The following is a 23,650-nucleotide window of genomic DNA, read 5'->3' as shown; positions in this document are numbered from 1 at the left end:
ATGAATTGATGGAATATTAATTTCAAAACCAGAAAGGCATTCTACCAACCCAAAAGATAAGAAAAAATGAGAGGAGCCACTATAGTAGCATCTGATTCTACAATAAATTTTGGCGTATTCTCATCCAGTTTTCCCCAAGTAATTTTTTCGTTAGGAACAGCACCTGAGTAGGAACCGTAGCTGGTGGTTGAATCCGAAATCTGACAGAAATAGCTCCAAAATGGGGTATCCACTCTTTCCAAATCTTGATAGAGCATTGGTACTACACATATTGGGAAATCTCCTGCAATTCCTCCTCCGATTTGAAAAAATCCTATTCCATTATCTTTAGTGTTCTCAGTATACCAATCGGCCAACCAAGTCATATATTCAATTCCTGACTTTACTGTACTAGGCTTCAATTCACCTTTTATACAATAAGATGCAAAAATATTTCCCATGGTAGAATCTTCCCAACCAGGAACCACTATAGGTAAGTTCTTCTCTGCGGCGGCCAGCATCCAACTGTTTTTAGGATCAATTTCATAATACTGTTCCAATACGCCAGAAAGCAAAAGCTTATACATATATTCGTGGGGAAAATATCTTTTCCCTTCAGCTTCGGCCTTTTGCCAAATCTCAAAAATATGCTCCTGCAATCTTCTAAAAGCCTCCTCCTCGGGAATACAAGTATCTGTTACTCTATTTAAACCTCTATCGAGTAATTCTCTTTCTTGAATGGCTGATAAATCGCGATAATGAGGCACTCTTTCATAATGCGAATGAGCCACCAAGTTCATCAAATCCTCTTCTAAGTTAGCACCAGTGCAAGATATAATTTGAACTTTATCTTGACGTATCATCTCTGCTAATGATTTTCCTAACTCTGCAGTACTCATAGCACCTGCTAAAGTCATCATCATTTTATTTCCTTGGCTTAACTGAAGCTCGTATCCTTTAGCGGCATCTACCAATGCAGCAGCATTAAAATGTTTGTAATGCTCGAGCATAAACTGTGAAATAGGGCCTTTATTCATCGTATTTAAATTTATAAGAAAGTAATTTGTAATATAATTTTGCAGCTAAAAACTCTGATGCTTTATGATTCTCAATGGGTGCCAGCTCAACCAAATCGAAACCAACCACATTATTGTTCTCAAAAACTCCTCTTAAAAATTCTAAGGTAGGATACCATTCCAAGCCACCAGGTTCTGGAGTTCCTGTTGCTGGTAAAATGGAAGGATCAAAAGCATCTAAATCAATGGTAATATAAACATGCTTGGTATTAATGAGCTCAAGAGCCTCCTCCATCCAATCATTGCGATTACCCACAATATCTTGTGCAAAAAAGCATTTGTCTGCGTTTATAAATTGCATTTCACTAACATCCATACTTCGGATACCCACTTGAATCAAATTGGTGTTTTTTGAAGCATCATGTAAAGCACAAGCATGATTATAAGGGGAGCCCATATAGGATTCCCTTAAATCGGCATGAGCGTCCAAATGAACCACCGTAAGATCAGGATATTTCTCATATAATGCTTTAATAATACCAATGCTTATTGAATGTTCACCGCCAAAAAAAGTCAAAAACTTATCGGTCTCCACCCATTTCTTTGCTTGCTCATAAATAGCTTCATAGCTAGCTTCGGGAGATCGATTTTCAATAATCTCAGGCAGAATATGGATTCCCTTTTCATAAACCTCAGAATCGGTTTCCATGTCGTATAACTCCATATTTTCTGCAGCATCTAAAAAAGCCGCAAAACCCTTGTCCGCTCCTTTGCCCCATGTACTGGTTCCATCATAAGGAATGGATTGTAATAAAATGGCTGAACTTTTAAAGTCAGCATATTTATCCTCTATACCTCCAAAATTCTTCATCTTACTTATTATACCCTAAAATATTAAACATATCATTAGCTGATTGCTCTTCTCTATACACATAATCAACTATATTTCCTTTGCTATCTCTATCTATAATTACATGTTTTGGCGAAGGGATTAAACAATGTTTGATTCCTCCGTAACCACTTATCGAATCTTGGTAGGCTCCGGTATGGAAAAAACCAAGATATAATGGTTCTTTATCTTTTGAATTATACTTTGGCAATAATACTTCCTGATTTAAATCCTCAGAGTTATAATAGTCAGAATGGTCACAACTGATTCCACCAATATTAACTCTTCCGTATTCATTATCCCATTTATTAATGGGTAATAGAATAAATTTTTCGTGTATACTCCAAGCATCAGGAATGGTATTCATTAAACTATTATTAATGATATACCAAGTTTCAGCATCATTCTGTTGCTTTTGTTCCAATACTTTAAAGATAATTGCTCCAGACTCCCCAACAGTATATTTTCCGAATTCCGTAAAAAGATCAGGTTCTAAAACAGCATCTTTAGTACAAGCTTCTTTAATATTTTTAATGATCTCATTGATCATATATTCATAATTATACTCAAAGCCTAAGTGGTTACGGATAGGGAATCCTCCTCCTAAATTGAAGGAATCTAGATTCTTGCTTTCTTTTTTTAGTTCAATGTATAATTTAAGGGCTTTTTGAAATTCACCCCAATAATAGAGTGTATCTTTAATACCGGAATCCACAAAAAAGTGCAACATTTTAAGTTCAAACTTATCATTATCGCGAAGTTTTGTTTTAAAGAATTTAATAATTTCTGAAGGTGCAATTCCTAATCTCGAAGTATAGTAGGCAGATTGAGCTTCCTCATTAATAGCCATACGTAATCCGATTCGAAGAACTTGTTTTGTTTTGATTTTCTGTAAGCGATCAAACTCAGCGATACTATCTAAAATAATAATAGAATTGCCAAACCCAGCCTCTTGGAGTCTAACGATTTTTGCTAAATATTCCTCTGTTTTGAATCCATTATGAACAATGATTCTGTCTTTTGAAATCTTCCCTTTACCAGCCAGATTAATGATTAAATCAATATCAAACTCTGAGGAGGTCTCCAAATTGACTTTATGCTTAAGTGCCTCATTAATGACGTGATAAAAATGGTTGCACTTGGTACAATAACAAAAATGATACTTCCCTTTATAAGCATTATTCTTGATGGCTCTATTAAATAGATTCCTGGTTTTCTTTATCTGGTCACCAATTTTAGGCAAATAGATAAAACGAAAGGGTGTTCCGTGTTTTTCAATTAAGTGCTTTAAAGAAACACCATGAAAAGTTAAATAGTCGTCACGCAAATCGAAACCTTCCTGAGGAAAGTAGTAAGATTGCTCAATCAAATCAAAATATGTATTCTTCATTTACGTATTCATAAAGTAGTTATTATTTTGTTTATTTCTTTAATATCTCGTATAAATCTGTGCGTCTGTCTTTTAGATTCTTAACAGACCCATAATTATGCAATTCTCTCAATAAATCCACATCCACATCTGCTATCAATATCATTTCGGTATTCGGTGTGGCTTCCGCTTTTATTCCATTTGTTGGGAAATGAAAGTCGCAAGGAGTTAAAACCATAGATTGTGCATATTGGATATCCATATTATGCACATTTGGTAAGTTCCCAACACTACCTGCAATCACCACATAGCATTCATTCTCTATGGCACGAGCTTGAGCACAATTTCTTATTCTAGAATACCCGTTCTGAGTATCGGTTAGGAATGGAACAAATAGAATGCTCATACCTTCATTAGCCAATATCCGAGATAACTCAGGAAATTCTACATCGTAGCAAATCAAAATACCAATTTTACCACAATCAGTATCAAATGTTTTAATTTGATCCCCCCCTTTTAAGGCCCACACTTTTTCTTCATCTGGGGTGACATGGATTTTCTCGAAACGCTCGATGGAACCATCTCTACGACAAAGGTAACCTACATTATACAGGTCATTACCTACCATCTCAGGCATACTTCCAGTGATAATATTTATATTATAACTAACAGCCAACTTGGAAAATTCTTGAGTCAACTCTTTGGTATACTTTGCTAATTCTCTAATCGCATCCGCCTCGCTCATATGATTATATGCAGCCATCATAGGCGCATTAAAAAACTCAGGAAACAAAGCGAAATCACTTTTATATCCACTTAAAGCATCAACAAAATACTCTGCTTGCTGCATTAATTCTATTGGAGACTTATATGACCTCATCTGCCACTGTACCACTCCTAAACGAACTATCTTTTTGATGGTTTCGGCTTTGGTTTTCGGCTTTTCATAGAAAATATTATTCCACCTTAACAAAACAGCATAATCATCAGAAGCTTTGTCTCCTTCCAAATAGTTTTTCAAAACCCGAAGTGGATGAAAATCATTGGATAATTGGAAGTTTAATACCGGATCATGGATTTCCTTGGATCTTACCTTCTCTAGATATTGTTTTGGACTGATGCTGTCTTTGTATTTATAATAGTTTGGAATTCTACCGCCAAACAAAATACCTTTCAAGTTTAATCTTTCGCAGAGCTCCTTCCTATAATCGTAAAGCCTACGTCCTAGTCTCAACCCTCTGTATTGTGGCTTTATAAAAACATCAATACCATATACAAAATCACCACTTTCGGTATGTGTTTCAAAGGTAAAATTATCTGTAATATCTTTATAAGTATGCTGTTCGTCAATGCTCTTCGAATCGATGATGATAGATAAGGCGCAACCAGCAATATCACCATTTACTTTGATTACAATTTGACCTTCAGGAAAGATATCTATAAGCGTACGGATACTATCCTCACGCCAATAGGAATCAGTCATAGTATGGTAAGCACTGATCATTACTTCTTTTAATTCAGCATAATCAGCAAGACCTAAATAGACCAGTTCAACGTTATGTATTTCTCTTTTCATTAGGCATAAAACAGTGTTTAAAATTACTAAAGTTTCTATTCAAAAACTTCAGTATCAAAAATATTTCTTTATAGTTCTACGGGTTTTCTAAAAAACAAAAATAAAATGAGACGCTACTAAAACACTAAGCCACACTGATAACCAAACCATTGCAGCTATAATAATAGCTTCTCATTGATAAAAAAAACCGCGGCAAATATAATCTTTTTGTCATAAGAGTGTCACAATTCTAAAAACAATTCCATAACACGTATATGATTGATATACTATTATATACATGCAATTATATTCTCATATATTTAGGTTCAGAGCAAAATGAAACAAAACATACTGTGTGTTATGGTTCTCTAGACACAAATTACATTCAATACCATCTGGTTATGAAACTAAATCCTTCCTATAAGAATCCATAAAAATGGTATTCAAAACAAGAAAACACAATACTATGCCCGACAAAGTTGAGTGCCATTTTTAAATTCTTTTACAGTAACTCCATTGGCTTTTTTAAAGGAACGTGCCAAATGACTACTGTCGGTGAAGTTCAGCTGATAGGCAATTTCTTTTAGGCTGAGGTCGGTATGCAAGACTTTGGTCTCTACTATTCTGAGCTTCGACTTTAGAATATACTCTGCCAAACTCATTCCTGCTTTTTTCTTGAAATACTCCGAGAAATAAGACTTGGACACCCCAAACTTCTCCGCCAATATTGGAATACGAAGTTTTTCACTATCAATAATATGGGTATTAACATATCGTAAGACCTCCCCAAAACGATTGTCTTTTTCATTGCCCTGATCCACATATTTTTTTTCTATGCTTCGAGCCAATATATTTAAAATAGAAGCCACCGTGCCCGCAATAATCGATTCAGAATAAGAATCGGCTACCTGATATTCTTGATATATGGATTTGATATTATTAATAATAAACTGTCTTTCGCCATCAGAAGAAATAATATCACCAGGTACCTTATTATAATTAGCTAGTATATAAGCTATCTTATCAAACCAAGCATTATAATCTGTAAGTCCATGGTCCTTTAAAAAATAATGATCGGTAAACCGAATAAAATAAAACCTCGTTGGTTCTGCTAACTTAAAAGAATGACAATCGAGAGGAGGGAGTAAGAAAACATTCCCTTCTTTAAACTCAAACTCATGCTGATTGATACATTGAAAACCTGAGCCTTTCTCCACATATACTATTTCAAAAAAGTTATGCTGATGTGGTCTTTTTCCCCAAGAAGACATTTCTTCGATATGAATTTCAAAAATATGATGCACGGACTCTCTTTTCATTGTATTAATATTGGTTATATTGTGCAAATATAGGTATATTGAAATATATAAATCACATAAAACACCGAAAAACCATATATTTTATCTAATAAACCAATATATATACCATTTATACCCCTATCCTTACAATAATTAGACAATATGGATTCCCTAATTTTGCCACATCAATAATGAAAAAGAATATGGAGTCTTAGGATTAGGAAAACAAATGAACTCCATTAAAAAAGCTTAAATCATTAATCACTTAAAAAAATACAATAACATGAACAATCAAAAGCTAACCATCATAGCTAGAATAACAGCTAAAGAAGAGAAAAGAGATTTAGTAAAAACAGAATTACTAAAGCTAATAGATATTACTAGAGCAGAAGAAGGATGTATTAATTATGACTTACATCAAGATCAAAAAAACCCGAATCTCTTTCTATTCCATGAGAACTGGGAAACCAGAGCATTATGGCAGGTCCATATGAATAATCAACATCTAGCTGATTATTTAAAAGCCACCGAAGGCGCGGTAGAGGAATTTATTGTTCATGAGATGAGCCATATCGCGTAATCTATAATCATTAAATACAAATCAAGATGAAGCATTTTAATATACTTATACTAGCTATCCTGCTTGCTACTTTTACTCAAAATTATGCTCAGCTTCCAACTGGAACAAAAGAAAATAATGAAGTCATACTGGCTTCTGAAGTAGAGTGGACTTATTTAAATCCAGCTCGTGGAGATAAAGCCCCAATGGCAGGAACTCTTTGGGGAGATCGCAATGGAACTGAAGCTACGGGCTTTCTTTTGAAACCATCAGATGGTTTTAAATCTCCTCCACATATCCATAATGTTTCCTACCGTGGTATCGTTATTAATGGTTTCATTCATAATGACGACCCAAATGCTGAAAACATGTGGCTTCCAAGCGGCTCTTTTTGGACACAGCCCAAAGGCGAAATTCATATAACAGCAGCAAAAGGGGCTAATACTTTCGCATATATTGAAATTGAAGAAGGTCCTTATCTGGTACATTCTACAGAAGATGCATTTCATACTGAAGAAACAGCTCTCAATTTAGATGAATCGAATATGGTTTGGTTAGATGCATCAGATATGGTATGGATTGAGCAAAAAAGCTCCTCTAGTTTCGACAAACCTGTACAAATCGCAATGCTTTGGGGAGAAACAAAACAAGAAAAACTAAATGGAAGTTTAATCAAATTACCAGCAGGTTTTAAAGGTGAAATCCAAAGTGAAAGCAATAATTTCCGAGCTGTAGTCATTCAAGGACCAATTGATTACCTAGAACCTGGAACATCAGATCTACAAATTTTAGATGCTGGTAGCTATTTTAGTTCTAATGGAAGCTCAAATCATCAGCTTGCTTCTCCTAAAGATAAAGAGAGTTTAATATATGTTCGAAGCACTGGAAAATACAAAGTTGTTTTAGATTAATAATCATAAATAAAAAGGAAGATGAAGAAATTAATATTTATAAGTTTGAGTGCCCTACTAATGTTATTTAATCACTCAGCATTTGCTCAGAACCCAAATAATATAGAGCAACCAGACAAAAACATCAGCAGATTCCCCATTCCCACAGTAAATGATTTACCAGAGGATATTAAAGAAACGATGTTAAAAGTTCAAGAAGCCAGAGGATTTGTTCCCAATGTACTGTTCGCCTTGGCGCATCGACCCGAAGAATTCCGAGCTTTTATTAAATACAATAATGCGATCATGAAAAAAGAAAGCGGTTTAAGCCCTGCTGAAAAGGAAATGATCATTATCGCAACATCAAACGCAAATGGCTGCATGTATTGCGTGATGTCTCATGGGGCCAGCCTACGAGTCATTAGCAAACAGCCTACCCTATCCGATCAAATTGCAGTAAACTATCGTGAAGCCGATATCAGCCCACGTCAAAAAGCCATGATCAATTTTGCCATGAAAGTATCTAATGATTCAAAAAGCATTAATCATAATGACTTTGAAACCTTACATCAGCATGGATTTTCTGATGAAGATATCTGGGATATCAATGCCATCATCGCTTTTTATGGACTTTCAAATCGAATGATGAATTTTGCTAAAGTCCGCCCTGATGAAGAGTTTTATATGATGGGTCGTAAATAATAAATCAATTAAATATTTAAAACATACAAAAATGAATTTAAAAGAAATTTTAAACTGGCGCTATTCCACCAAAGAATTTGATTCTAATAAAAAAATCTCTACCGAGGATTTTGAGCAAGTGAAGACGCTATTACAAATGAGTCCATCGAGTACCAATATACAACCTTGGCATTTTGTAATTGCCAGTACTGAAGAAGGGAAAGAACGTATTGCCAAAGGAACTCAAGGTTTTTATCAGTTTAACGAGCCTAAAGTAAAAGATGCTTCTCATGTGATTGTATTCTGTTCCAGAACCGATGCCGATGAAAAGTATATGCAACATCTACTAGACACTGAGGACAAAGATGGACGTTTCCCCAATGAGGAAATCAAACAAATGACCAACGGAGGACGTAATATCTTTGCCAATATGCATCGCTACGATTTTAAGGATCTACAACATTGGATGGAAAAACAAGTCTATTTGAATATCGGAAACCTACTTTTAGGTGTGGCTACTTTAGGTATTGATGCCCTACCGATGGAAGGTGTAGATTTAAAAGTAATTGATGAAGAGTTTAGCCTACGTGAAAAAGGATTTACTGCTGTTGCCGTAGTTTCTTTAGGATATAGAACCGAAACCGATTTTAATACTACTGATAAAACACCAAAATCAAGATTATCTCAGGAGGAAATTTTTACTCTTTTAAAGTAATTGTATAATTATAGCATAAAAAAATGGCTAGCACGGATTTAAAAATCCGTGCAATTTTACCTTTTAATTTATTCTTAATTAAAGAAAACATGAAAAATATTTTTATCACTGGCGCCACAGATGGCATAGGAAAACTACTAGCTTTTAAACTAGCTCAAGAAGGTCATACCTTGCTTTTACATGGTAGAAGTGCCCAAAAACTTACAACACTTAGCACTGAAATAAAAGCCAAAACCAATAATACCAACTTATTGGAGTTTGTTGCCGATTTCTCTGATTTATCTTCGCTACGAAATATGGTCGAGCAGATAAAAAATAAAGTCAGCAAAATCGATATTCTCATTAATAATGCTGGAGTTTTTAAAAGCCCTATCGCAAAAAATGAGGAGGGCTTCGATTTGAGATTTGTAGTGAATTATCTCGCTCCCTACCTACTCACCAAGGAATTGATTCCTCTATTAGAGAAAGGGACCGAAGCACGTATCATCAACCTAAGTTCAGCCGCTCAAGCTCCAGTTTCTTTAGAAGCTTTAAAAGGCCACACAAGTATCTCAGTAAACGAGGCCTATGCACAGAGTAAATTAGCCCTTACCATGTGGAGCATGCGCTTGGCAAAAGAACAAAAAGCCATCAGCGTCATAGCTGTAAACCCAGGCTCTTTACTCAATACCAAAATGGCCAATGAAGCTTATGGGCAATATTGGTCACCTGCAGAAAAAGGCACAGATATCTTATATGATCTTGCCCTTTCGGAGGAGCATAAAGGCCTTACGGGTAAATACTACGATAATGACAATGCCATGTTTGCTCAAGCACATCCCGTTGCTTATGATGAAGCGGCTATTACGAGCTTAATTAGCGAGACGGAGAAACTGATTCAGGAGTAATTTCAAAGGTGTTCATCCTATAATCATGCTGGCTTAACACAAACTACATAAAGCCTTAAAGAACTGAATTTCTTCGCCATAAAGAGCATCTATTTTTCAATCAGTATCATTTACGAAAGTAAATACCTTAATTTGATCTTGAATAAGAATAATATGCCTCTGAAATGCTAATTATCATTCAATTCTGCACAATAATTATAATATTCAAGTATCACCATTAAATAAAAATCAATTTAAAAATGAAATATACAGGACCAATATACCGCCCACCTTACGAAGCCAACACCCTTTTGCTTCAGGTTACTGTAGGATGTGCACATAATAAATGTACTTTTTGTACCATGTACCGCGATGTTCAATTTTCCATGGAAAAACTGGACCAAATAGAAAGAGATTTACAAGAAGCAAAACAGCAGCACCCAAATGTAAGGAGAGTATTTTTAGTAAATGGTGATGCTTTTGTTTTGTCTGCTAGAAGACTCAAACCCATTGCTGAATTAATCCATAAATACTTGCCCAAAGTAGAAACCATTACCATGTACGCCTCTGTCAGCAATATCAAAGGAAAAACAAACGTAGAATTACAAGAATTAAGAGATTTGAGAATTAATGACCTTTGGGTAGGTGCAGAAACAGGACATGCTGAGACCTTAAAATATCTCAATAAAGGAGCTTCTCTAGAGGATTCACAAGAGCAATTAAAAAGACTAAATAAAGCAGGAATCGATTTTTTCTTTGGATTTATGTTTGGAGCTGCTGGCAGTGGAAAAGGTATGGAAAATGCCATAGCTACAGCAAAACTCATTAACGAAACCAAGCCCATAGGAATAGTTCCTACTACCTTAGGAGCTAATGGTGGTAGTCCACTTGCTCATGATATAGAGAAAGGAGTTTATCAGCTTGCAACAGAACTCGAAGTACTAGAAGAACAGAAAAAACTCATTGATTTAATTGAAATAGAAACTGAATATCTAGGTATTCATGGCATTAATACAGTGCCTTTTGATTCTTTGCTACCCAGAGATAAAGAAAAATCAATACAAAGAGTAGATGCAATGATTGAAAGACTCGACCATAATTATTTAAATAGTATTCCGGAGCGACATTCCATATAATTAAACAGAAAATCCAGAGAAATAAAAAAGCCTGTCATGATTGACAGGCTTTTTTTAATATGCTTAAAGGGGTAGATTAAACTACTCTAACTTTAACTGCGTTCATTCCTTTTGGACCTTCTTCTACATCGTAGCTTACTTTGTCACCTTCATTTATTTCATCAATTAGGCCATTAACATGTACAAATACATCTTTTTCACCTGATTCAGGAGTAATAAACCCAAATCCTTTAGAATTATTGAAAAACTTTACTGTTCCGTTACTCATCTTATTTTTTTTATATGAACTGCAAATGTAGGCTATTATTATGACTGTACATAATGACGTTTTAATTATACATAAATATTGGTTTAAATGCACTTCATATAGATATTTCTTCCAGTACTTAATTTTGAAACGTGTTTGTTATTATCCAAATTGTTTTGCGAGTATTGACTGCTCATAGCCTAAATTAGTAGTCGGGGATTGTGAACCTACAAGGCACATCAAAGTTCTACTACGTTAGGATCTTTACATACTACTGTTATAGAAAATCCCATCACTATTACTTGCTTTCTTTACCAGTAACAATAATAAATAAATTTTATATCAACTCTTTTCAGGACTTGTTATGCCTTTTAGATACTCAGATTCTTCATAAACCTACCTTCATGAAGAAATTAAAGATAACTAATTTAGAATTAAAACTTGGTTCTCCTCTCAGAATTTCATCCACATCAACTCCAAGTTTCACCAAGTTTTTACGATCTGATCTAAAAAATGCGTTTCCTTTTTCCAAATCAAATTCTGGATGAAACTGTGTTCCTAAAACACAAGATTCATAATTGATATATGCTTGAATATGTGTATGTCCATTGGTGGCCAAAAGCTCCGACCAAATGGGAAGCTCCACAACTTCATCGAAATGGTGTTGCCAAACATCCTCTTCTCCTTTTACTCCTAATAGACTCGCCGCAGAATCTAGAAAATAAACTTTTTCCCAACCTGCTTCAAAACCTTTAGAAGCTGGACGAATTGCATGCCTACCCACCATAGCCAATGCCAAAAGTTGATGACCATAACAGATACCCATCTGCCAAATTTTCATTTCGGATGCCTTTTGGACTAAAGCCACAGCATTCTCAGTAAATGGGGAAACATCATTTATAGAAAGTGTAGAACCAGAATGGATGATATGAGTAAAACTCATCTCTTCCCAATTCTCCGGAAAAGAATCCTCTGTTTGAATATGGAAAGTTTGAGTTTCTATGTTTTCTTCAAAACAGCTTTCTATTAAAGGTGTTTCAAATTGATCAATAGAATAATCGAGGATTAAAATTTTAGGACTTTTCATTTTTTTCGGTTCAATATTTTGCAAAACTCAGAATATGGAAGCTGCAAAGCTATTATTTTTTATTCAATGCCAAATCAACTCCAAAACCTTTTCTTTTATCTTCTACTTTCAATAAAACAGCAAAGAATAAACCCAATAAACCAAGGCCTGCAAACATGAGCATAGTAGGAGTATAGTTAAGGGTTTCTGGATTTCCAGGATTGGTATAATCCAATATAAGTCCAGAAAGTATTGGGAAGGCAAATAGTCCCAAATTCTGAATGGAATACATCAATCCATAAGCCGTTCCTATTTGTTTCTCGTCAACCAATCTCACCATAGTGGGCCACATGGCTGCCGGAACTAAAGAGAATGAAATCCCTAATAATATCATGGGAAAATGAGGCGCAAAATCGGTGAAAGCAAAATTTAGATGAATGAGTACAAGGAGTGAGGCTCCAAAAATCATTGCGGTAGCAGCTTTTCCATATCTATCAATTAAAAAGCCAAAAGCAGGAGTAAAAATCAGGGTACCAAGAGGCAATAATGAGGTGATCTCTCCACTTTCAATACTGGATAAACCAAATTTATTAAGAAATAAATCGGGAGCAAAAGCTAAAAACGGAAATACTGCTGAGTAAAAAGTGACACATATTAGTGCAATATAGATAAAGGCAGGATTGGTCAATATTTTGCCTATATCAGACATTTTAAACCCTTCCTTAGATTCTTTTACCTGAGCACTTTGGACTTCCTTATCATACCTAGTATCAAGCAGCATATAAACCATAAAGGCTAATAATCCCGCCAAAACAAGAACGGCAGCAAACCAAATGGCGGTACTTAAATGGGCTCCACCATCAGAAATACGTGGAGATAATTGCAAAGCTGCGAATGTTCCTAGACGACCAAAACCTACTTTCAATCCAAAGGCCAGGGCTAAATCTTTACCTTTAAACCATTTCACTAATATCTTACTGATCACTACAATACTAGTTTCGGCACCCAAGCCATAGAAGAATCGGCCCAATAACATCATTTTTAATTCGGGAGAATAGTTTGGAAGAATAGAAGAGAAAAGACCATGAGTAAATCCACCCTCTCTATAATAATCGGAAGCACCGTAGGCGGTAAGCATGGCACCAAAAGCCATAAAGAAGATAAAGATGAATCCCGTTCTTCTAATTCCGAGTTTATCTAAAACCACACCTCCAATCACTGCCATCAATAGGAAAGTATTGGGAATGGAATAGAAGGAAACAAATAAACCATAATGCGTATTGCTATAGCCAAACTCTGACATCAACTGATCTTTAAGTGTAGAAAAGGCATCGTAGAAATAATAATTAGCCGAGAGTATAAAACCCACTAGGATTAAAATTCCCCAACGCATTCCAGGAGATTCACTAATCTTTCTTTTAAATTCCTCCATTTGTTTTTTTAGCAAAAATAGACTTTTTATATTCTCTCTGAGGAGGCTATTCAAGAGAATACAGAGTCCATTTAGAACTATAGTTTTTGTTAAAAGCTTCTTACTATTTAATTTTCAGGCATATACAATTTACACATGGTGTTGAATACAAATAAAAATTTTGTAATTTTGCGCCACTATGCGTATAGATGTTTTAAAATCGAAAATTCACAGCGTTGGCATCACACAGGCCAACCTCAATTACATTGGTAGTATTACCATTGACGAAAATATGATGGATGCTGTAAACCTCATCGAAAATGAGAGAGTACACATTTATAATATCACCAATGGTAATCGTTTAGATACTTATGTGATAAAAGGTGAAAGAGGAAGTGGTATTATTGGTATCAATGGTGCTGCAGCCCGTTTGGTGGCCGTTAATGATAAAATTATTATTGTTTCCTATGCCAGTATGGAATTTGAAGAAGCAAAAAAACATCAGCCTCTTATCATTTTCCCCGATGATAACAATAAAATCCCCCACTAGTTTGAAAGATAAGCTTTTCTCAATATTTAAATATCTAATGTTTCTAGTATTGGGTATTGTCCTTTTATATCTTGCATTTCGCAATATAAATATAGAGGATATTTGGTCAGAGTTAAAAAAAGCCGATTATTCTTGGTTGATTTATTCCATGTTTTTAGCCTTGGCGAGTCATTTTTTTAGAGCCTTAAGATGGAATCAATTGATTAATTCTGTAGGCTATCAAACTAAAGCTAGTACAACTTTTTATGCAGTAATGACTGGTTATTTAGCCAACCTTGCTTTACCTAGAATGGGAGAAGTCTCGCGTTGTGTAGTTTTGAGTAAGAAAGACAATATTCCCTTCAACACCTTATTTGGTACGGTAATCACAGAAAGAGTATTCGATATGATTGTTTTGCTTCTTATCATTGCGGGAATCGTATTGTTTCAAATTAATTTAATTGGTGGTTTTATTAATAAAGTCATCATTAGCCCTATGATGGGAAGCTACGCTGGAGATTTGAATGCTATTCTTATTCTAAGTGGGATTATTATTATTATCATAGGAGTTGGGGTATTGATATTTAGAAAGTTACGACCATATTTTAAAACGACTATGCTGTATAGTAAGATAGAAGCTTTCTTAAACGGAATATGGTCAGGGATGAAAAGTATTGCCAAATTAGAAAATAAAATGATATTTCTATTCAATACTTTTATGATTTGGTTGCTTTACTTAGGAATGATCATATTACCTTTTTATTCTTTCGAAGAAACCTCACTATTAAATATTATTGATGGGTTCACTGTACTAGCTATCGGAAGCCTAGGAATAGTGGCTCCAACTCCTGGAGGAATTGGTTCTTACCATTTCATTGTTACTGAATTATTCACTCAATTATACGATATTCCTTCCTATGCTGCTGCTGCCTATGCTACGGCAAATCATGCAGCACAAACCCTCATTATTTTATTGGCTGGTGGAGTGAGCTATGTTTTATTACTTTTGAATAAAAGAAAACCACTTAATGATTTACCTAAGCAAAATAAGAAATAAAATCATCCAAGACCAGAAACAACTGGAGAAGGTTATAGAAAAATGGGCTAGTGAGAACAAGAAAATTGTTTTTACCAATGGTTGTTTTGATATCATTCATCGTGGGCATATTGAGTATTTGTCAAAGGCTGCAGATTATGGCGATGTATTAGTCATTGGTTTAAATACAGATGATTCGGTAAGTAGAATAAAAGGGCCACATCGTCCTATTCAGGATGAGGTTGGACGAGCCCATATAATGGCTGCATTAGAGTTTGTGGACTTAGTCATTTACTTTAACGAAGATACTCCCTACGATTTAATCAAACAAGTACAACCCGATGTATTAGTCAAAGGCGCCGATTATAATGCTGAAGATATAGTGGGTTATGATATTGTAATGGCAAAAGGTGGTCAAGTAAAAACCTTAAAATTCCTTCCTGGCCATTCTACATCTGCCATTGAAGCCAAAATTAAATTGGCGGATTAAGTGTTGAAAACTTATCGATTTGCATTATTATTTCTGCTCGAAATGGAGCTGTTTAGTTAATCCATAAATCACATCATCCACCCATTCTTCTCTCAAGAAAAAGCTTTTCCTATAATGGGCTTCTTTCTTAAAGCCTAACTTTTCTATCATGGCAATAGAGGCTAAATTCCGAGGATCTACCGATGCTTTTATCTTTTGTTTATCAACTTTGTTAAACAGATAATTTATTACCCCTTTTAGTGCTTCTGTAGCATATCCTTTACCATGATAGTCTTGAGCAATGGTAGCACCCAATTCAACTGCGTCATTCTCCAAAAAGTGCATTCCAAGATCACCAATCAACTTATTTGACTCTTTTAAAACTATTGCCAACTGAAACCAAGTACCTAATCGATTGAATTCTTTCGCAATTTTATGCTCAATAAAATCATTAACCTCCTCCAGCTTTTCAGGAATCCATCCTTGATATTGATTGGTTTGTGCATCAGATCTATACATAAAAATCGCTGAAGTATCCGATGATTCAATTTCTCGAAGGAGGAGTCTAGAACTATGGATTTCTATTCTCTTATGCATCATTATTGATTTAACCAATTCCAGAGCATCTCTTTACCCAAGGGCGTCATAATGCTTTCTGGATGAAATTGAACTCCTTTCACATCGTAAGTTTTATGTCTTAAGGCCATAATGACTCCTTTTTCACTTAGGGCGACTAATTCTAGATCTTCTGGGAAATCATTTTTATTGACGGCCCAGCTGTGATAAAGTCCTACCTCAAAAATTTTGGGGATGTTTTCAAAGATACCATCCTCTATAAGTAAATCTACTTTTCGTTTGATACCATGTATAGGTTGATCGAAATTAAAAAGAGAACCTCCAAAAGTTTCGGCAATAGCATGATGACCTAAACATACTCCTAAAATAGATTTATATGCCGCATATTCTTTTATTAATTGGGGCATGATACCTGCATCTGAAGGTAATCCAGGACCAGGAGAAAGCAAAATCTTGTCATAGTCTAGCACTTCTTCTAGTTTAATCTTATCATTTTTAATAACATCAAAATCCCACCCTTGGTGTTGCTCAACCAATTGTACCAAATTATAGGTAAAGGAATCATAATTATCTAATATCAAAAGTTTCTTCACCGAGCATTTATTTATTTGCAATATTAGGAAATATATAGACCTATCATGCATTAAAAGACTGAGAAAAGATAAATAAGAATCAGCTTTTTCATAAGTTATTTGAATATCTTCGCAGCTGAATAGTGTAGGGCAAAATTAATGAGGATGAAGCTTTATAGTAAAGAAAAAGCAATATTGCAGATGAATGAATGGGGTAGAAAAAGGAAACCATTTCTTTTTGTATTGTCCTTCGATCATAGAGAAAACATATTGATTGCTAAGGAAGACTTAACTTCTTCTGGTATTCATTTTCAAACTCCCTTGAAATCATTTTTATTTCCAAAAGAAATCGAATTGCCTGAATCCATAGTCTTTGAAAAAAAATGTATTGCCTTTTCTGAGTTTAGTGAATCCTTTAATATTGCAAAATCCCATTTAGACTTTGGCAATACTTATCTGATCAATTTAACTAAGCCTTCAAAGATAAATACCAACTTATCTTTTCAACAGATATTTCAGCATGCTCAGGCCCCATATAAGCTTTGGATTAAAGATAAACTCGTGGTTTTTTCTCCTGAGATTTTTGTAAAGATAGAGGATGGCGAAATTTCATCATACCCCATGAAAGGAACCATAGATGCTGCTATTCCTAATGCTCAGCAGAGCATTTTAGAGGATGAAAAAGAAACAGCGGAACATCACACCATTGTTGATTTGATTAGGAATGATTTGAGTATGGTGAGTAAAAATGTGAGAGTAGAAAAATTCAGATTCCTTACAGAGGTGAAGACTTCCCATAAAAACCTATTACAAGTGAGCAGTGAGATTAGAGGTGATATTGATATTGACTTTTTTGATCAACTAGGCCATCACTTTTTTAAGCTTCTACCTGCCGGAAGTATTTGTGGAGCACCTAAAAAGAAAACATTAGAAGTGATTAGTGAGGCTGAGAACTATGATAGAGGTTTCTATACTGGTGTATTTGGTTATTTCGATGGGAAAAGCTTAGACAGCGCAGTTATGATTCGATACTTGGAACAACAGGATGAACAAGTTGTCTTTAAAAGCGGAGGAGGAATAACAACTTTTAGTCAGTGCAAAAAGGAATATGAGGAGCTAAAAGATAAGGTTTACTTGCCTATTATTAATCAATACCAATAACATTCATAGTCCTCATTTTAAGGCTTTCACATCTAAATTCCCATCTTTTAAAAACAGGGGATCAAGTATAATTCCATTGGCAAATTTCGTAATCAAAAAAAGGCATCAAAAAATGATGCCTTATATTTAAAATAATAAAATCCTGATTAAAATTGCTGAGATTTCTTAAGTCTCTTTTCTGCTTTCTTTTCCTTTGGAGTTTTAGCAGCTTCTTTCTTTACATTCTTCTTTGCATCTTGACTCTTTGCCATAATCGTATGTTTTAAAATTTCCTCAAAAGTAATTAAATACAGGAAACAATAGTATGGATTATTAATTTATATCTTTTAAGACCCTATATAACTCACATCACATCTCTTACTCATCTTCTAAATATGGCTTTCTATAGATGAAAAACATCAAACGGTCGATTATCTTTTTATTCCCTGAGCTCCTGCTTTATATTTGCAATGAAAACAAGAAATAAACATCTAAAAAACAGAAAAATGAAACAATCGAAGAAGAATATATTAAGCGTTTTAGCACTCAGTATTGTATTGTTATTTTCAGGAATCACCTTTGCTCAAGCACCAAAAGGAGATGGGCCGCAAAAACCACCTGTTCCAAATGAGAAACAAGTCAAGAAAATGGTAAATGAGCTTGCTGAAGAGTTGGAATTATCCGACAAACAAGAAACAGAAATTTTGGCTGTTTATCAAAGCCATTTCAATGAGGTAAAAGATAAAACTTCGGGTAAGGAAAAGCCAAAAAAAGAAGAAATGGATGCCCTTAAATCTTCTTTTGAAAAGGAGGTAAAAGCACTTTTGAGTGAAGAGCAACAATCAAAATATAAAACGTATATTAAGAAGCAAGAGCATAGAAAGCCAAAGCGTAAGTAATAAAGTGATTTGAATTGATTTTTGTAATGATGGATAGTCAGTGGAATAGTATTCTACTGGCTATTTTCTTTATTCATCATATCATTTTATTCCTCAAGCATCATCAAAATATAATGTGCAGCCGACCAGCTAAAGCTTTCGGACTCTAATCCTTTCCCTGTGATAGGTTGATAATTTTCTCTGATAGAAGCTCCTTTGGTAAAAACCCCATCAGCATTATAAATGAGTTTATGTGTGAGCTCCAAAGCTTCTTCATGAAAACCATAATTCTTAAGCGCCTTAATTCCAAAATAGCTTTGATCGAGCCAAACCGGACCTCTCCAATAGCCACCTTCGGGTTTGAATTTGGCATGAGCCGCACTTAAGGTTTGCAGCGGAACCTTCATATTAAAATAGTCCTCATTCATCATATTTTCTTTTATAGCAGCAGCTTGTGATTCCGTTGCTATAGTAGCCCAAAGTGGAATCCATCCTTCACAACCCATCACTTTTACAAATTCTTTACCATCGATAGAAGTATCGTAAAACCAACCCGTTTGAGGATCGTAGAATTGATTCTGAACTTGTAATTTTAGTAATTCGGCCTGAGCATTTAGCTTATGAGCATCTTCAATAAAACTCAGTTCACGGGCCATTCGAGACAAATAGACTTTCTCAGCATAGAGATAAGCATTTAAATCCACGCTTTCTTGATTAAGAGAATAGGCCGTTTCGGAGTTCTTCAGAATCTCACTGTCGTCAAAACGAACCGCATTATCCATTCCGCTTTCCCATTTGGCAGCTATTAAAGTCCCATCTGTTGAGCCATATTCACATAATCCATCTTGGTCATGATCACGGTTTTTATACCACCACTCATGCTGCTTTTTAAGTTGAGGATACATTTCTTTTAGAAAACTCGAGTCCCCATCTTGCTCATAAACTTTCCAAACGGCCCATGCAGAAAGCGGGGCTTTAGTGTTTCTATAATTGTGCTTTTCTATACTGGTATCTCGATAAATACAATCTACAATAAAACCGGCTTCATCCATATAATCGTATATGGCTTTGATTTGTTCTTTCGCAAGTTCTGGATCATATTTCGCCAATGCTACTGCATGTTTCCAACTGTCCCAAGCCCAAAACCCATGAAACCATTCATAATGATAGCTCGGAAAAAGTCCGCTATGTTTTAACTCCCCAGCTGGAACTCTCCAATTGTTTTGTAGAGTCAAATGAGTTTTAGCGACGAGGTTTTTAAAGGCATCTTTTTGATAAGAAGTATCTAGTTTATCATAGATACATTGCAATTGCTCTTGCTTCTCATTTATTCTGACTTGGAAAACTCCATTCACCTCTTTAACTTGTTCGGCAATTTTCTCATGCTCTACTTTCCAATCATACTCTGGAAATATAAAAGATTGGGACATCACTATTTCAGCAGACTCCCCAGGAGATAATTCTACGCTTTCTAGCATTAAAATAAAAGAGGAATCATTGACCACCCGATGACTGATTTCACTATTCCAGGATTCAATATATCCCTTGGCTTCTGATAAATCGGAGGAGGCTTTTATTATAGAACCTTCCTCCGAAAAACGAAGAGAAGAGAGATAGGTTTCACCAGAGAACATGGCTTGAAAAGCATAATGTCTTTCTCCCATATTGGTGATTTTACTGGTAATGATAGCGGTATGAGCAGATGAGAAGACGAGTTTTTGTTCTATGCTCAATTGCTCGTTTTCATATATCTGCTCTAAATGACTTGGATAGCTTTGCTGCTTGGCCACAAATTTACTCCAATCTAAAACTTGATTGCTTTTTACTTCAAGAAGTGTCAACTGACCCAAAACAGAACTGCTCCAAACTCCATTTTCTTGTGTCATTAGAAATGGCCCAGAAAACCCACCATAATTCTGCGAAACAGTTGGAAAGCCATAAGCAAACCAAGCTCCTTGATCAGAAAATGCCAAATGGTTTCTATCTTTTGCGTCCAGTGGATTGGCTGAATAATCTAAAATATTTTCAGGGTAATAGGTTTCTGACTTTTTCTGTTCTGGTTCGCAAGCCAGTAATAGAATAGAAATTCCTAAAATATAAAGTATCCATTTTGCTTTCATAATAAGACCATTAATTCGAGGGTAAATATAGAAAACAAAAGGTATCAGGCTAGTGATTAGATCACTTTCTTTAAAATTTGCTTATACATCTATAAATATTATATTTGCATTGCATATATTAACTTAATCAATGATGAAAACACTATCTTATTTTCTATTTATCCTTATTTGCTTGATTCTAATCAATCCTGATCAAATAAAAGCCCAAACAGCTAATGAACCTATTGTTAAAGACTCCTTGAGAGGATTTCCTTTAAAGAAACATGGCGAAGTCTTAACCGTTCCTCAACTAGACCAGATATTTGCTAGTCATCCCGAGGCCAGGCTCGAATTTAAAGCCGCAAGGGGAAACCGCGATATGAGTATGATATTGGGTTATGCTGGCGGTTTCTTAATAGGCTGGCCATTAGGAACGTCCTTAGGAGGAGGAGAACCCAATTGGGCATTAGCCGGAATAGGAGCAGGATTAGTGATTATTGCAATACCACTGGGCTCTGCTTTTAAGAAACGAGCGCTTAATGCAGTAGACATTTACAATAATGATTTACTTGAAACTACGGAAGAAGCTAAAGTTTCTTTTCATCTGGAAAATACCAATTCTGGCATTGGGCTTGTTATGAAGTTTTAAAAAACTCTAATAGACTATTAGCTTTTTAGAATGGTTTATATTGCTGCTTGATATTTTTAAAAGATAAATCCCCTTTTTAAGTCCTTGAACAGAAATACTTGCTGAATTCACTTCTTGATTTTGAACTTCACTTCCATTAAGATCAAAGATAACTAAAGATACCTTTTTACCCCTAAATGATCCGTCCAACTGAATTGTAAAACTTCCTTCGCTGGGATTTGGAAATACCCGGAAAACAAGCTCTTCAAACTCTTGATTTCCCACAATAATATTAGAATCAAAAACCTTAGTACATAATACCCAAGAACCCGGGTCTATTTCCATATCTATGACTTCTTGCTCAAAGTTGAAAGCAAAATGCTGCTCTATTTCATCATTAAAAACGCTGACTATGGTATCGCTACCATCCTCAAATTGAAAGTAAATTTCTAAGGGCATAGTGAATATTTCTCTCCAGCCCAAAAGCCCTTGTGATTGCTGAATGATCACTTCTGTTAGGTTCGTGGAACTCAAATAATTATATCTGTATTTGGGATAGCGCTCATCATAAATCCATTGCTCAAAGAAATAGTCTAAATCTTCTCCGGAGACCTCCTCACATACGCTTTGAAAATCTTCGGTATTGGCCCAGCCATATTTGAAATTATCGTTGGTGGCATATTCGTAGATGACATTGAAGAACATTTCATCACCTAAAACTCCTCGCAGCATGTGTAAAACATAGGCTCCTTTATTATAAATGATGGGACGAAAAACACCACTAAAGGGGTCGCTAATATCATCAATATATAAAGTGCCCGAATTATAAAACTCAAAGTCTATGACATAACTTTGATAGGCTTCGAATCCATCTCTATGTTCAAAATACAAAGCTTCGGCATAGCTGGCAAAACCTTCATTTACCCAGCCATGATGCCAGTTTTCGCAAGTGATATAATCTGCAAACCATTGATGAGCCAACTCATGAACCGATACATCTAACCAATCTTGCGACATATTATTGGTAATGGTATTGGTCTGGTTTTCTATAGCACCATAATAACCCAATTGTGTCATTCCATACTTCTCATCGGAAAAAGGATAGGGTCCAAATATTTCACTAAAAAAAGCCATGGCATCAGGCATCTCACTCACCCCATTTTGGGCATTAGCTAAATGCGATTCAAAAACATAATAATCCAAAGGAAAGCTCATGTCATCCATTTCAAAATCTTGCTGAAAGTGCTCATAATTAGAAATAGCCACCATGATATAATAAGGAATAATGGGATATTTATGCTGCCACTTAAAGGTTCTCATCACTCCATCTGTATACTCATCCACCAGTAAACCATTGGATAAAGCTATCAGTTGTAAATCGTCGATAATGGTATCTTTTACTGTGATATCCATATACAGAGAATCACATTTATCACTGGTTCCATCTTTACAAGGCCACCAAGAATGTGCTAAATATGGAGTGGAAAGACTGGCAATAATAGGTTGGTTTCCATCATGGGTTTCGTATCTCAAACCTTTATATCCTCCGGGCATTTCGGGATGACCAGAATATTGAATACGAAAAGACAGCGTATCACCAGTTTGATAAGTGTTCTCGAGTTGAAGATATAACACATTATCCTCAAAAGTATAATTAGATACTGGAAAAGAGATAGATTCCACATCGAAAGTTTGATCTAAATCCACCATTAGGCTATTCAAATTATCAATATTAGAAGATATCAGGAATTTAACCTCCCCACTTATATAAATAGAATCCACAGCTATTTCCACATCAATATGATAGAAAAGTACATCGTAATTTGGATCTTCCACAGGATACCAATCGGTATTAACATCTTTGATAGGTGTTTCAAATCCATGAGGATTATGACGCTGAAGCTGGGCGGAAGCAATGATATTTAGTACTAAAAAAGAGAGAAAGAAAATTTTCTTCATGGCTTGTGAATTGGTGTATAAAAGTAATGATAAAATATACTTATCAAGGAAAAAGTTTCTTAAACAGAAAAGCTGTTCAAATTCATC

Annotated in this window: 24 protein-coding genes; 12 read left to right on the top strand and 12 right to left on the bottom strand. The window is 35.1% G+C overall.

The features are described from left to right. Positions 1-41 precede the first annotated feature (41 nt). From HNS38_RS05230 to HNS38_RS05210, 5 genes are all read right to left on the bottom strand, one after another. Positions 42-1,016, bottom strand: a complete 975-nt coding sequence (locus tag HNS38_RS05230) for a deoxyhypusine synthase family protein (RefSeq protein ID WP_172282379.1) — start codon at positions 1,014-1,016, stop codon at positions 42-44. After that, positions 1,009-1,866 (bottom strand): agmatinase, encoded by an 858-nt coding sequence (gene speB / locus HNS38_RS05225; RefSeq protein WP_216663640.1) that lies wholly within the window; start codon positions 1,864-1,866, stop codon positions 1,009-1,011. Before speB ends, HNS38_RS05230 begins: the two co-directional genes overlap by 8 nt. A 1-nt stretch (position 1,867) precedes the next feature. Further along, entirely contained in the window at positions 1,868-3,274 is a 1,407-nt protein-coding gene (locus HNS38_RS05220; RefSeq protein ID WP_172282377.1) for an arginine decarboxylase, read from the bottom strand. A gap of 31 nt (positions 3,275-3,305) precedes the next feature. Further along, positions 3,306-4,829 (bottom strand): carbon-nitrogen hydrolase family protein, encoded by a 1,524-nt coding sequence (locus HNS38_RS05215; RefSeq protein ID WP_172282375.1) that lies wholly within the window; start codon positions 4,827-4,829, stop codon positions 3,306-3,308. A gap of 443 nt (positions 4,830-5,272) precedes the next feature. Next, complete coding sequence (locus HNS38_RS05210; RefSeq protein ID WP_172282373.1) at positions 5,273-6,127, bottom strand: AraC family transcriptional regulator; 855 nt, start codon at positions 6,125-6,127, stop codon at positions 5,273-5,275. 262 nt (positions 6,128-6,389) lie between these two features. Between HNS38_RS05210 and HNS38_RS05205 the strand changes: the two genes are divergently transcribed. The 6 genes from HNS38_RS05205 (at position 6,390) to HNS38_RS05180 (ending at position 10,953) form a co-directional block, all read left to right on the top strand. Further along, positions 6,390-6,686, top strand: a complete 297-nt coding sequence (locus tag HNS38_RS05205; RefSeq protein ID WP_172282371.1) for a putative quinol monooxygenase — start codon at positions 6,390-6,392, stop codon at positions 6,684-6,686. 26 nt (positions 6,687-6,712) lie between these two features. Beyond that, positions 6,713-7,576 (top strand): DUF4437 domain-containing protein, encoded by an 864-nt coding sequence (locus HNS38_RS05200; protein WP_172282369.1) that lies wholly within the window; start codon positions 6,713-6,715, stop codon positions 7,574-7,576. A 21-nt stretch (positions 7,577-7,597) separates the two neighbouring features. Further along, complete coding sequence (locus HNS38_RS05195) at positions 7,598-8,257, top strand: peroxidase-related enzyme (protein ID WP_216663639.1); 660 nt, start codon at positions 7,598-7,600, stop codon at positions 8,255-8,257. A gap of 31 nt (positions 8,258-8,288) precedes the next feature. Further along, positions 8,289-8,951: an oxygen-insensitive NAD(P)H nitroreductase gene (nfsB, locus tag HNS38_RS05190; RefSeq protein ID WP_172282365.1), complete on the top strand. Its 663-nt coding sequence runs from the start codon at positions 8,289-8,291 to the stop codon at positions 8,949-8,951. Positions 8,952-9,040: 89 nt separating this feature from the next. Continuing rightward, a complete protein-coding gene (locus HNS38_RS05185) occupies positions 9,041-9,838 on the top strand; it encodes an SDR family NAD(P)-dependent oxidoreductase (RefSeq protein WP_172282363.1) in 798 nt (265 codons plus the stop codon). Positions 9,839-10,077: 239 nt separating this feature from the next. Beyond that, the gene (locus HNS38_RS05180; protein ID WP_172282361.1) at positions 10,078-10,953 is read left to right on the top strand and encodes a radical SAM protein; all 876 of its coding nucleotides are present in this window, start codon (positions 10,078-10,080) and stop codon (positions 10,951-10,953) included. Between the two features lie 76 nt (positions 10,954-11,029). On the opposite strand, the gene HNS38_RS05175 is transcribed toward HNS38_RS05180, so the two are convergent. The 3 genes from HNS38_RS05175 to HNS38_RS05165 form a co-directional block, all read right to left on the bottom strand. Beyond that, a complete protein-coding gene (locus tag HNS38_RS05175; protein ID WP_172282358.1) occupies positions 11,030-11,221 on the bottom strand; it encodes a cold-shock protein in 192 nt (63 codons plus the stop codon). A gap of 367 nt (positions 11,222-11,588) precedes the next feature. Further along, the gene (locus HNS38_RS05170; RefSeq protein WP_172282356.1) at positions 11,589-12,287 is read right to left on the bottom strand and encodes a type 1 glutamine amidotransferase; all 699 of its coding nucleotides are present in this window, start codon (positions 12,285-12,287) and stop codon (positions 11,589-11,591) included. Positions 12,288-12,339: 52 nt separating this feature from the next. Then, entirely contained in the window at positions 12,340-13,713 is a 1,374-nt protein-coding gene (locus tag HNS38_RS05165; protein ID WP_216663638.1) for an MFS transporter, read from the bottom strand. Positions 13,714-13,876: 163 nt separating this feature from the next. On the opposite strand from HNS38_RS05165, the gene panD reads away from it, so the two are divergent. The 3 genes from panD to rfaE2 are packed head-to-tail and all read left to right on the top strand — an operon-like array spanning position 13,877 to position 15,732. Next, positions 13,877-14,227: an aspartate 1-decarboxylase gene (gene panD, locus HNS38_RS05160; protein ID WP_172282350.1), complete on the top strand. Its 351-nt coding sequence runs from the start codon at positions 13,877-13,879 to the stop codon at positions 14,225-14,227. A gap of 37 nt (positions 14,228-14,264) precedes the next feature. Further along, positions 14,265-15,263 carry a lysylphosphatidylglycerol synthase transmembrane domain-containing protein gene (locus HNS38_RS05155; protein WP_172282348.1) on the top strand — a complete coding sequence of 333 codons (999 nt, stop codon included), beginning with the start codon at positions 14,265-14,267 and terminating at the stop codon, positions 15,261-15,263. Next, positions 15,235-15,732 (top strand): D-glycero-beta-D-manno-heptose 1-phosphate adenylyltransferase, encoded by a 498-nt coding sequence (gene rfaE2 / locus HNS38_RS05150; RefSeq protein ID WP_172346109.1) that lies wholly within the window; start codon positions 15,235-15,237, stop codon positions 15,730-15,732. Before HNS38_RS05155 ends, rfaE2 begins: the two co-directional genes overlap by 29 nt. A 27-nt stretch (positions 15,733-15,759) precedes the next feature. Here the strand turns inward: rfaE2 and HNS38_RS05145 are convergent, their stop codons facing one another. Together HNS38_RS05145 and HNS38_RS05140 are read right to left on the bottom strand one after the other, a co-directional pair. Next, the gene (locus tag HNS38_RS05145; protein WP_216663637.1) at positions 15,760-16,308 is read right to left on the bottom strand and encodes a GNAT family N-acetyltransferase; all 549 of its coding nucleotides are present in this window, start codon (positions 16,306-16,308) and stop codon (positions 15,760-15,762) included. 2 nt (positions 16,309-16,310) lie between these two features. Next, positions 16,311-16,931, bottom strand: coding sequence for an aminodeoxychorismate/anthranilate synthase component II (locus HNS38_RS05140; protein WP_172282342.1), 621 nt, complete (start codon positions 16,929-16,931; stop codon positions 16,311-16,313). Positions 16,932-17,024: 93 nt separating this feature from the next. On the opposite strand from HNS38_RS05140, the gene HNS38_RS05135 reads away from it, so the two are divergent. Beyond that, positions 17,025-18,020 (top strand): aminodeoxychorismate synthase component I, encoded by a 996-nt coding sequence (locus tag HNS38_RS05135; RefSeq protein WP_172282340.1) that lies wholly within the window; start codon positions 17,025-17,027, stop codon positions 18,018-18,020. A 485-nt stretch (positions 18,021-18,505) separates the two neighbouring features. After that, the gene (locus tag HNS38_RS05130; protein WP_172346108.1) at positions 18,506-18,898 is read left to right on the top strand and encodes a hypothetical protein; all 393 of its coding nucleotides are present in this window, start codon (positions 18,506-18,508) and stop codon (positions 18,896-18,898) included. 86 nt (positions 18,899-18,984) lie between these two features. Here HNS38_RS05130 and HNS38_RS05125 read toward each other — a convergent pair whose 3' ends face one another. Continuing rightward, positions 18,985-20,997: a trehalase family glycosidase gene (locus HNS38_RS05125; RefSeq protein WP_172282336.1), complete on the bottom strand. Its 2,013-nt coding sequence runs from the start codon at positions 20,995-20,997 to the stop codon at positions 18,985-18,987. Positions 20,998-21,127: 130 nt separating this feature from the next. Between HNS38_RS05125 and HNS38_RS05120 the strand changes: the two genes are divergently transcribed. Next, complete coding sequence (locus tag HNS38_RS05120; protein WP_172346107.1) at positions 21,128-21,625, top strand: hypothetical protein; 498 nt, start codon at positions 21,128-21,130, stop codon at positions 21,623-21,625. Between the two features lie 6 nt (positions 21,626-21,631). On the opposite strand, the gene HNS38_RS05115 is transcribed toward HNS38_RS05120, so the two are convergent. Further along, on the bottom strand, positions 21,632-23,563 hold the full coding sequence (locus HNS38_RS05115) for a M1 family aminopeptidase (RefSeq protein WP_172282332.1): 1,932 nt from the start codon (positions 23,561-23,563) through the stop codon (positions 21,632-21,634). Positions 23,564-23,650: the final 87 nt, after the last annotated feature.

It is taken from the genome of Lentimicrobium sp. L6 (assembly GCF_013166655.1).
Classification (GTDB): domain Bacteria; phylum Bacteroidota; class Bacteroidia; order Bacteroidales; family UBA12170; genus UBA12170.
The sequence above is the reverse complement of the archived record's forward strand: the minus strand, read 5'-3'. Positions and strand labels throughout refer to the sequence as shown.

Bases quoted from the DNA above. Each gene is read 5' to 3' on its own strand.
- HNS38_RS05115 (WP_172282332.1), bottom strand. From the start codon at position 23,563: ATGAAGAAAATTTTCTTTCTCTCTTTTTTAGTACTAAATATCATTGCT.
- HNS38_RS05145 (WP_216663637.1), bottom strand. From the start codon at position 16,308: ATGCATAAGAGAATAGAAATCCATAGTTCTAGACTCCTCCTTCGAGAA.
- HNS38_RS05180 (WP_172282361.1), top strand. From the start codon at position 10,078: ATGAAATATACAGGACCAATATACCGCCCACCTTACGAAGCCAACACC.
- rfaE2 (WP_172346109.1), top strand. From the start codon at position 15,235: ATGATTTACCTAAGCAAAATAAGAAATAAAATCATCCAAGACCAGAAA.
- HNS38_RS05185 (WP_172282363.1), top strand. From the start codon at position 9,041: ATGAAAAATATTTTTATCACTGGCGCCACAGATGGCATAGGAAAACTA.
- HNS38_RS05135 (WP_172282340.1), top strand. From the start codon at position 17,025: ATGAAGCTTTATAGTAAAGAAAAAGCAATATTGCAGATGAATGAATGG.
- nfsB (WP_172282365.1), top strand. From the start codon at position 8,289: ATGAATTTAAAAGAAATTTTAAACTGGCGCTATTCCACCAAAGAATTT.
- HNS38_RS05120 (WP_172346107.1), top strand. From the start codon at position 21,128: ATGATGAAAACACTATCTTATTTTCTATTTATCCTTATTTGCTTGATT.
- HNS38_RS05125 (WP_172282336.1), bottom strand. From the start codon at position 20,997: ATGAAAGCAAAATGGATACTTTATATTTTAGGAATTTCTATTCTATTA.
- speB (WP_216663640.1), bottom strand. From the start codon at position 1,866: ATGAAGAATTTTGGAGGTATAGAGGATAAATATGCTGACTTTAAAAGT.
- HNS38_RS05140 (WP_172282342.1), bottom strand. From the start codon at position 16,931: ATGCATGATAGGTCTATATATTTCCTAATATTGCAAATAAATAAATGC.
- HNS38_RS05220 (WP_172282377.1), bottom strand. From the start codon at position 3,274: ATGAAGAATACATATTTTGATTTGATTGAGCAATCTTACTACTTTCCT.
- HNS38_RS05200 (WP_172282369.1), top strand. From the start codon at position 6,713: ATGAAGCATTTTAATATACTTATACTAGCTATCCTGCTTGCTACTTTT.
- HNS38_RS05210 (WP_172282373.1), bottom strand. From the start codon at position 6,127: ATGAAAAGAGAGTCCGTGCATCATATTTTTGAAATTCATATCGAAGAA.
- HNS38_RS05170 (WP_172282356.1), bottom strand. From the start codon at position 12,287: ATGAAAAGTCCTAAAATTTTAATCCTCGATTATTCTATTGATCAATTT.
- HNS38_RS05215 (WP_172282375.1), bottom strand. From the start codon at position 4,829: ATGAAAAGAGAAATACATAACGTTGAACTGGTCTATTTAGGTCTTGCT.
- HNS38_RS05175 (WP_172282358.1), bottom strand. From the start codon at position 11,221: ATGAGTAACGGAACAGTAAAGTTTTTCAATAATTCTAAAGGATTTGGG.
- HNS38_RS05195 (WP_216663639.1), top strand. From the start codon at position 7,598: ATGAAGAAATTAATATTTATAAGTTTGAGTGCCCTACTAATGTTATTT.
- HNS38_RS05205 (WP_172282371.1), top strand. From the start codon at position 6,390: ATGAACAATCAAAAGCTAACCATCATAGCTAGAATAACAGCTAAAGAA.
- HNS38_RS05130 (WP_172346108.1), top strand. From the start codon at position 18,506: ATGAAACAATCGAAGAAGAATATATTAAGCGTTTTAGCACTCAGTATT.
- HNS38_RS05155 (WP_172282348.1), top strand. From the start codon at position 14,265: ATGTTTCTAGTATTGGGTATTGTCCTTTTATATCTTGCATTTCGCAAT.
- HNS38_RS05230 (WP_172282379.1), bottom strand. From the start codon at position 1,016: ATGAATAAAGGCCCTATTTCACAGTTTATGCTCGAGCATTACAAACAT.
- panD (WP_172282350.1), top strand. From the start codon at position 13,877: ATGCGTATAGATGTTTTAAAATCGAAAATTCACAGCGTTGGCATCACA.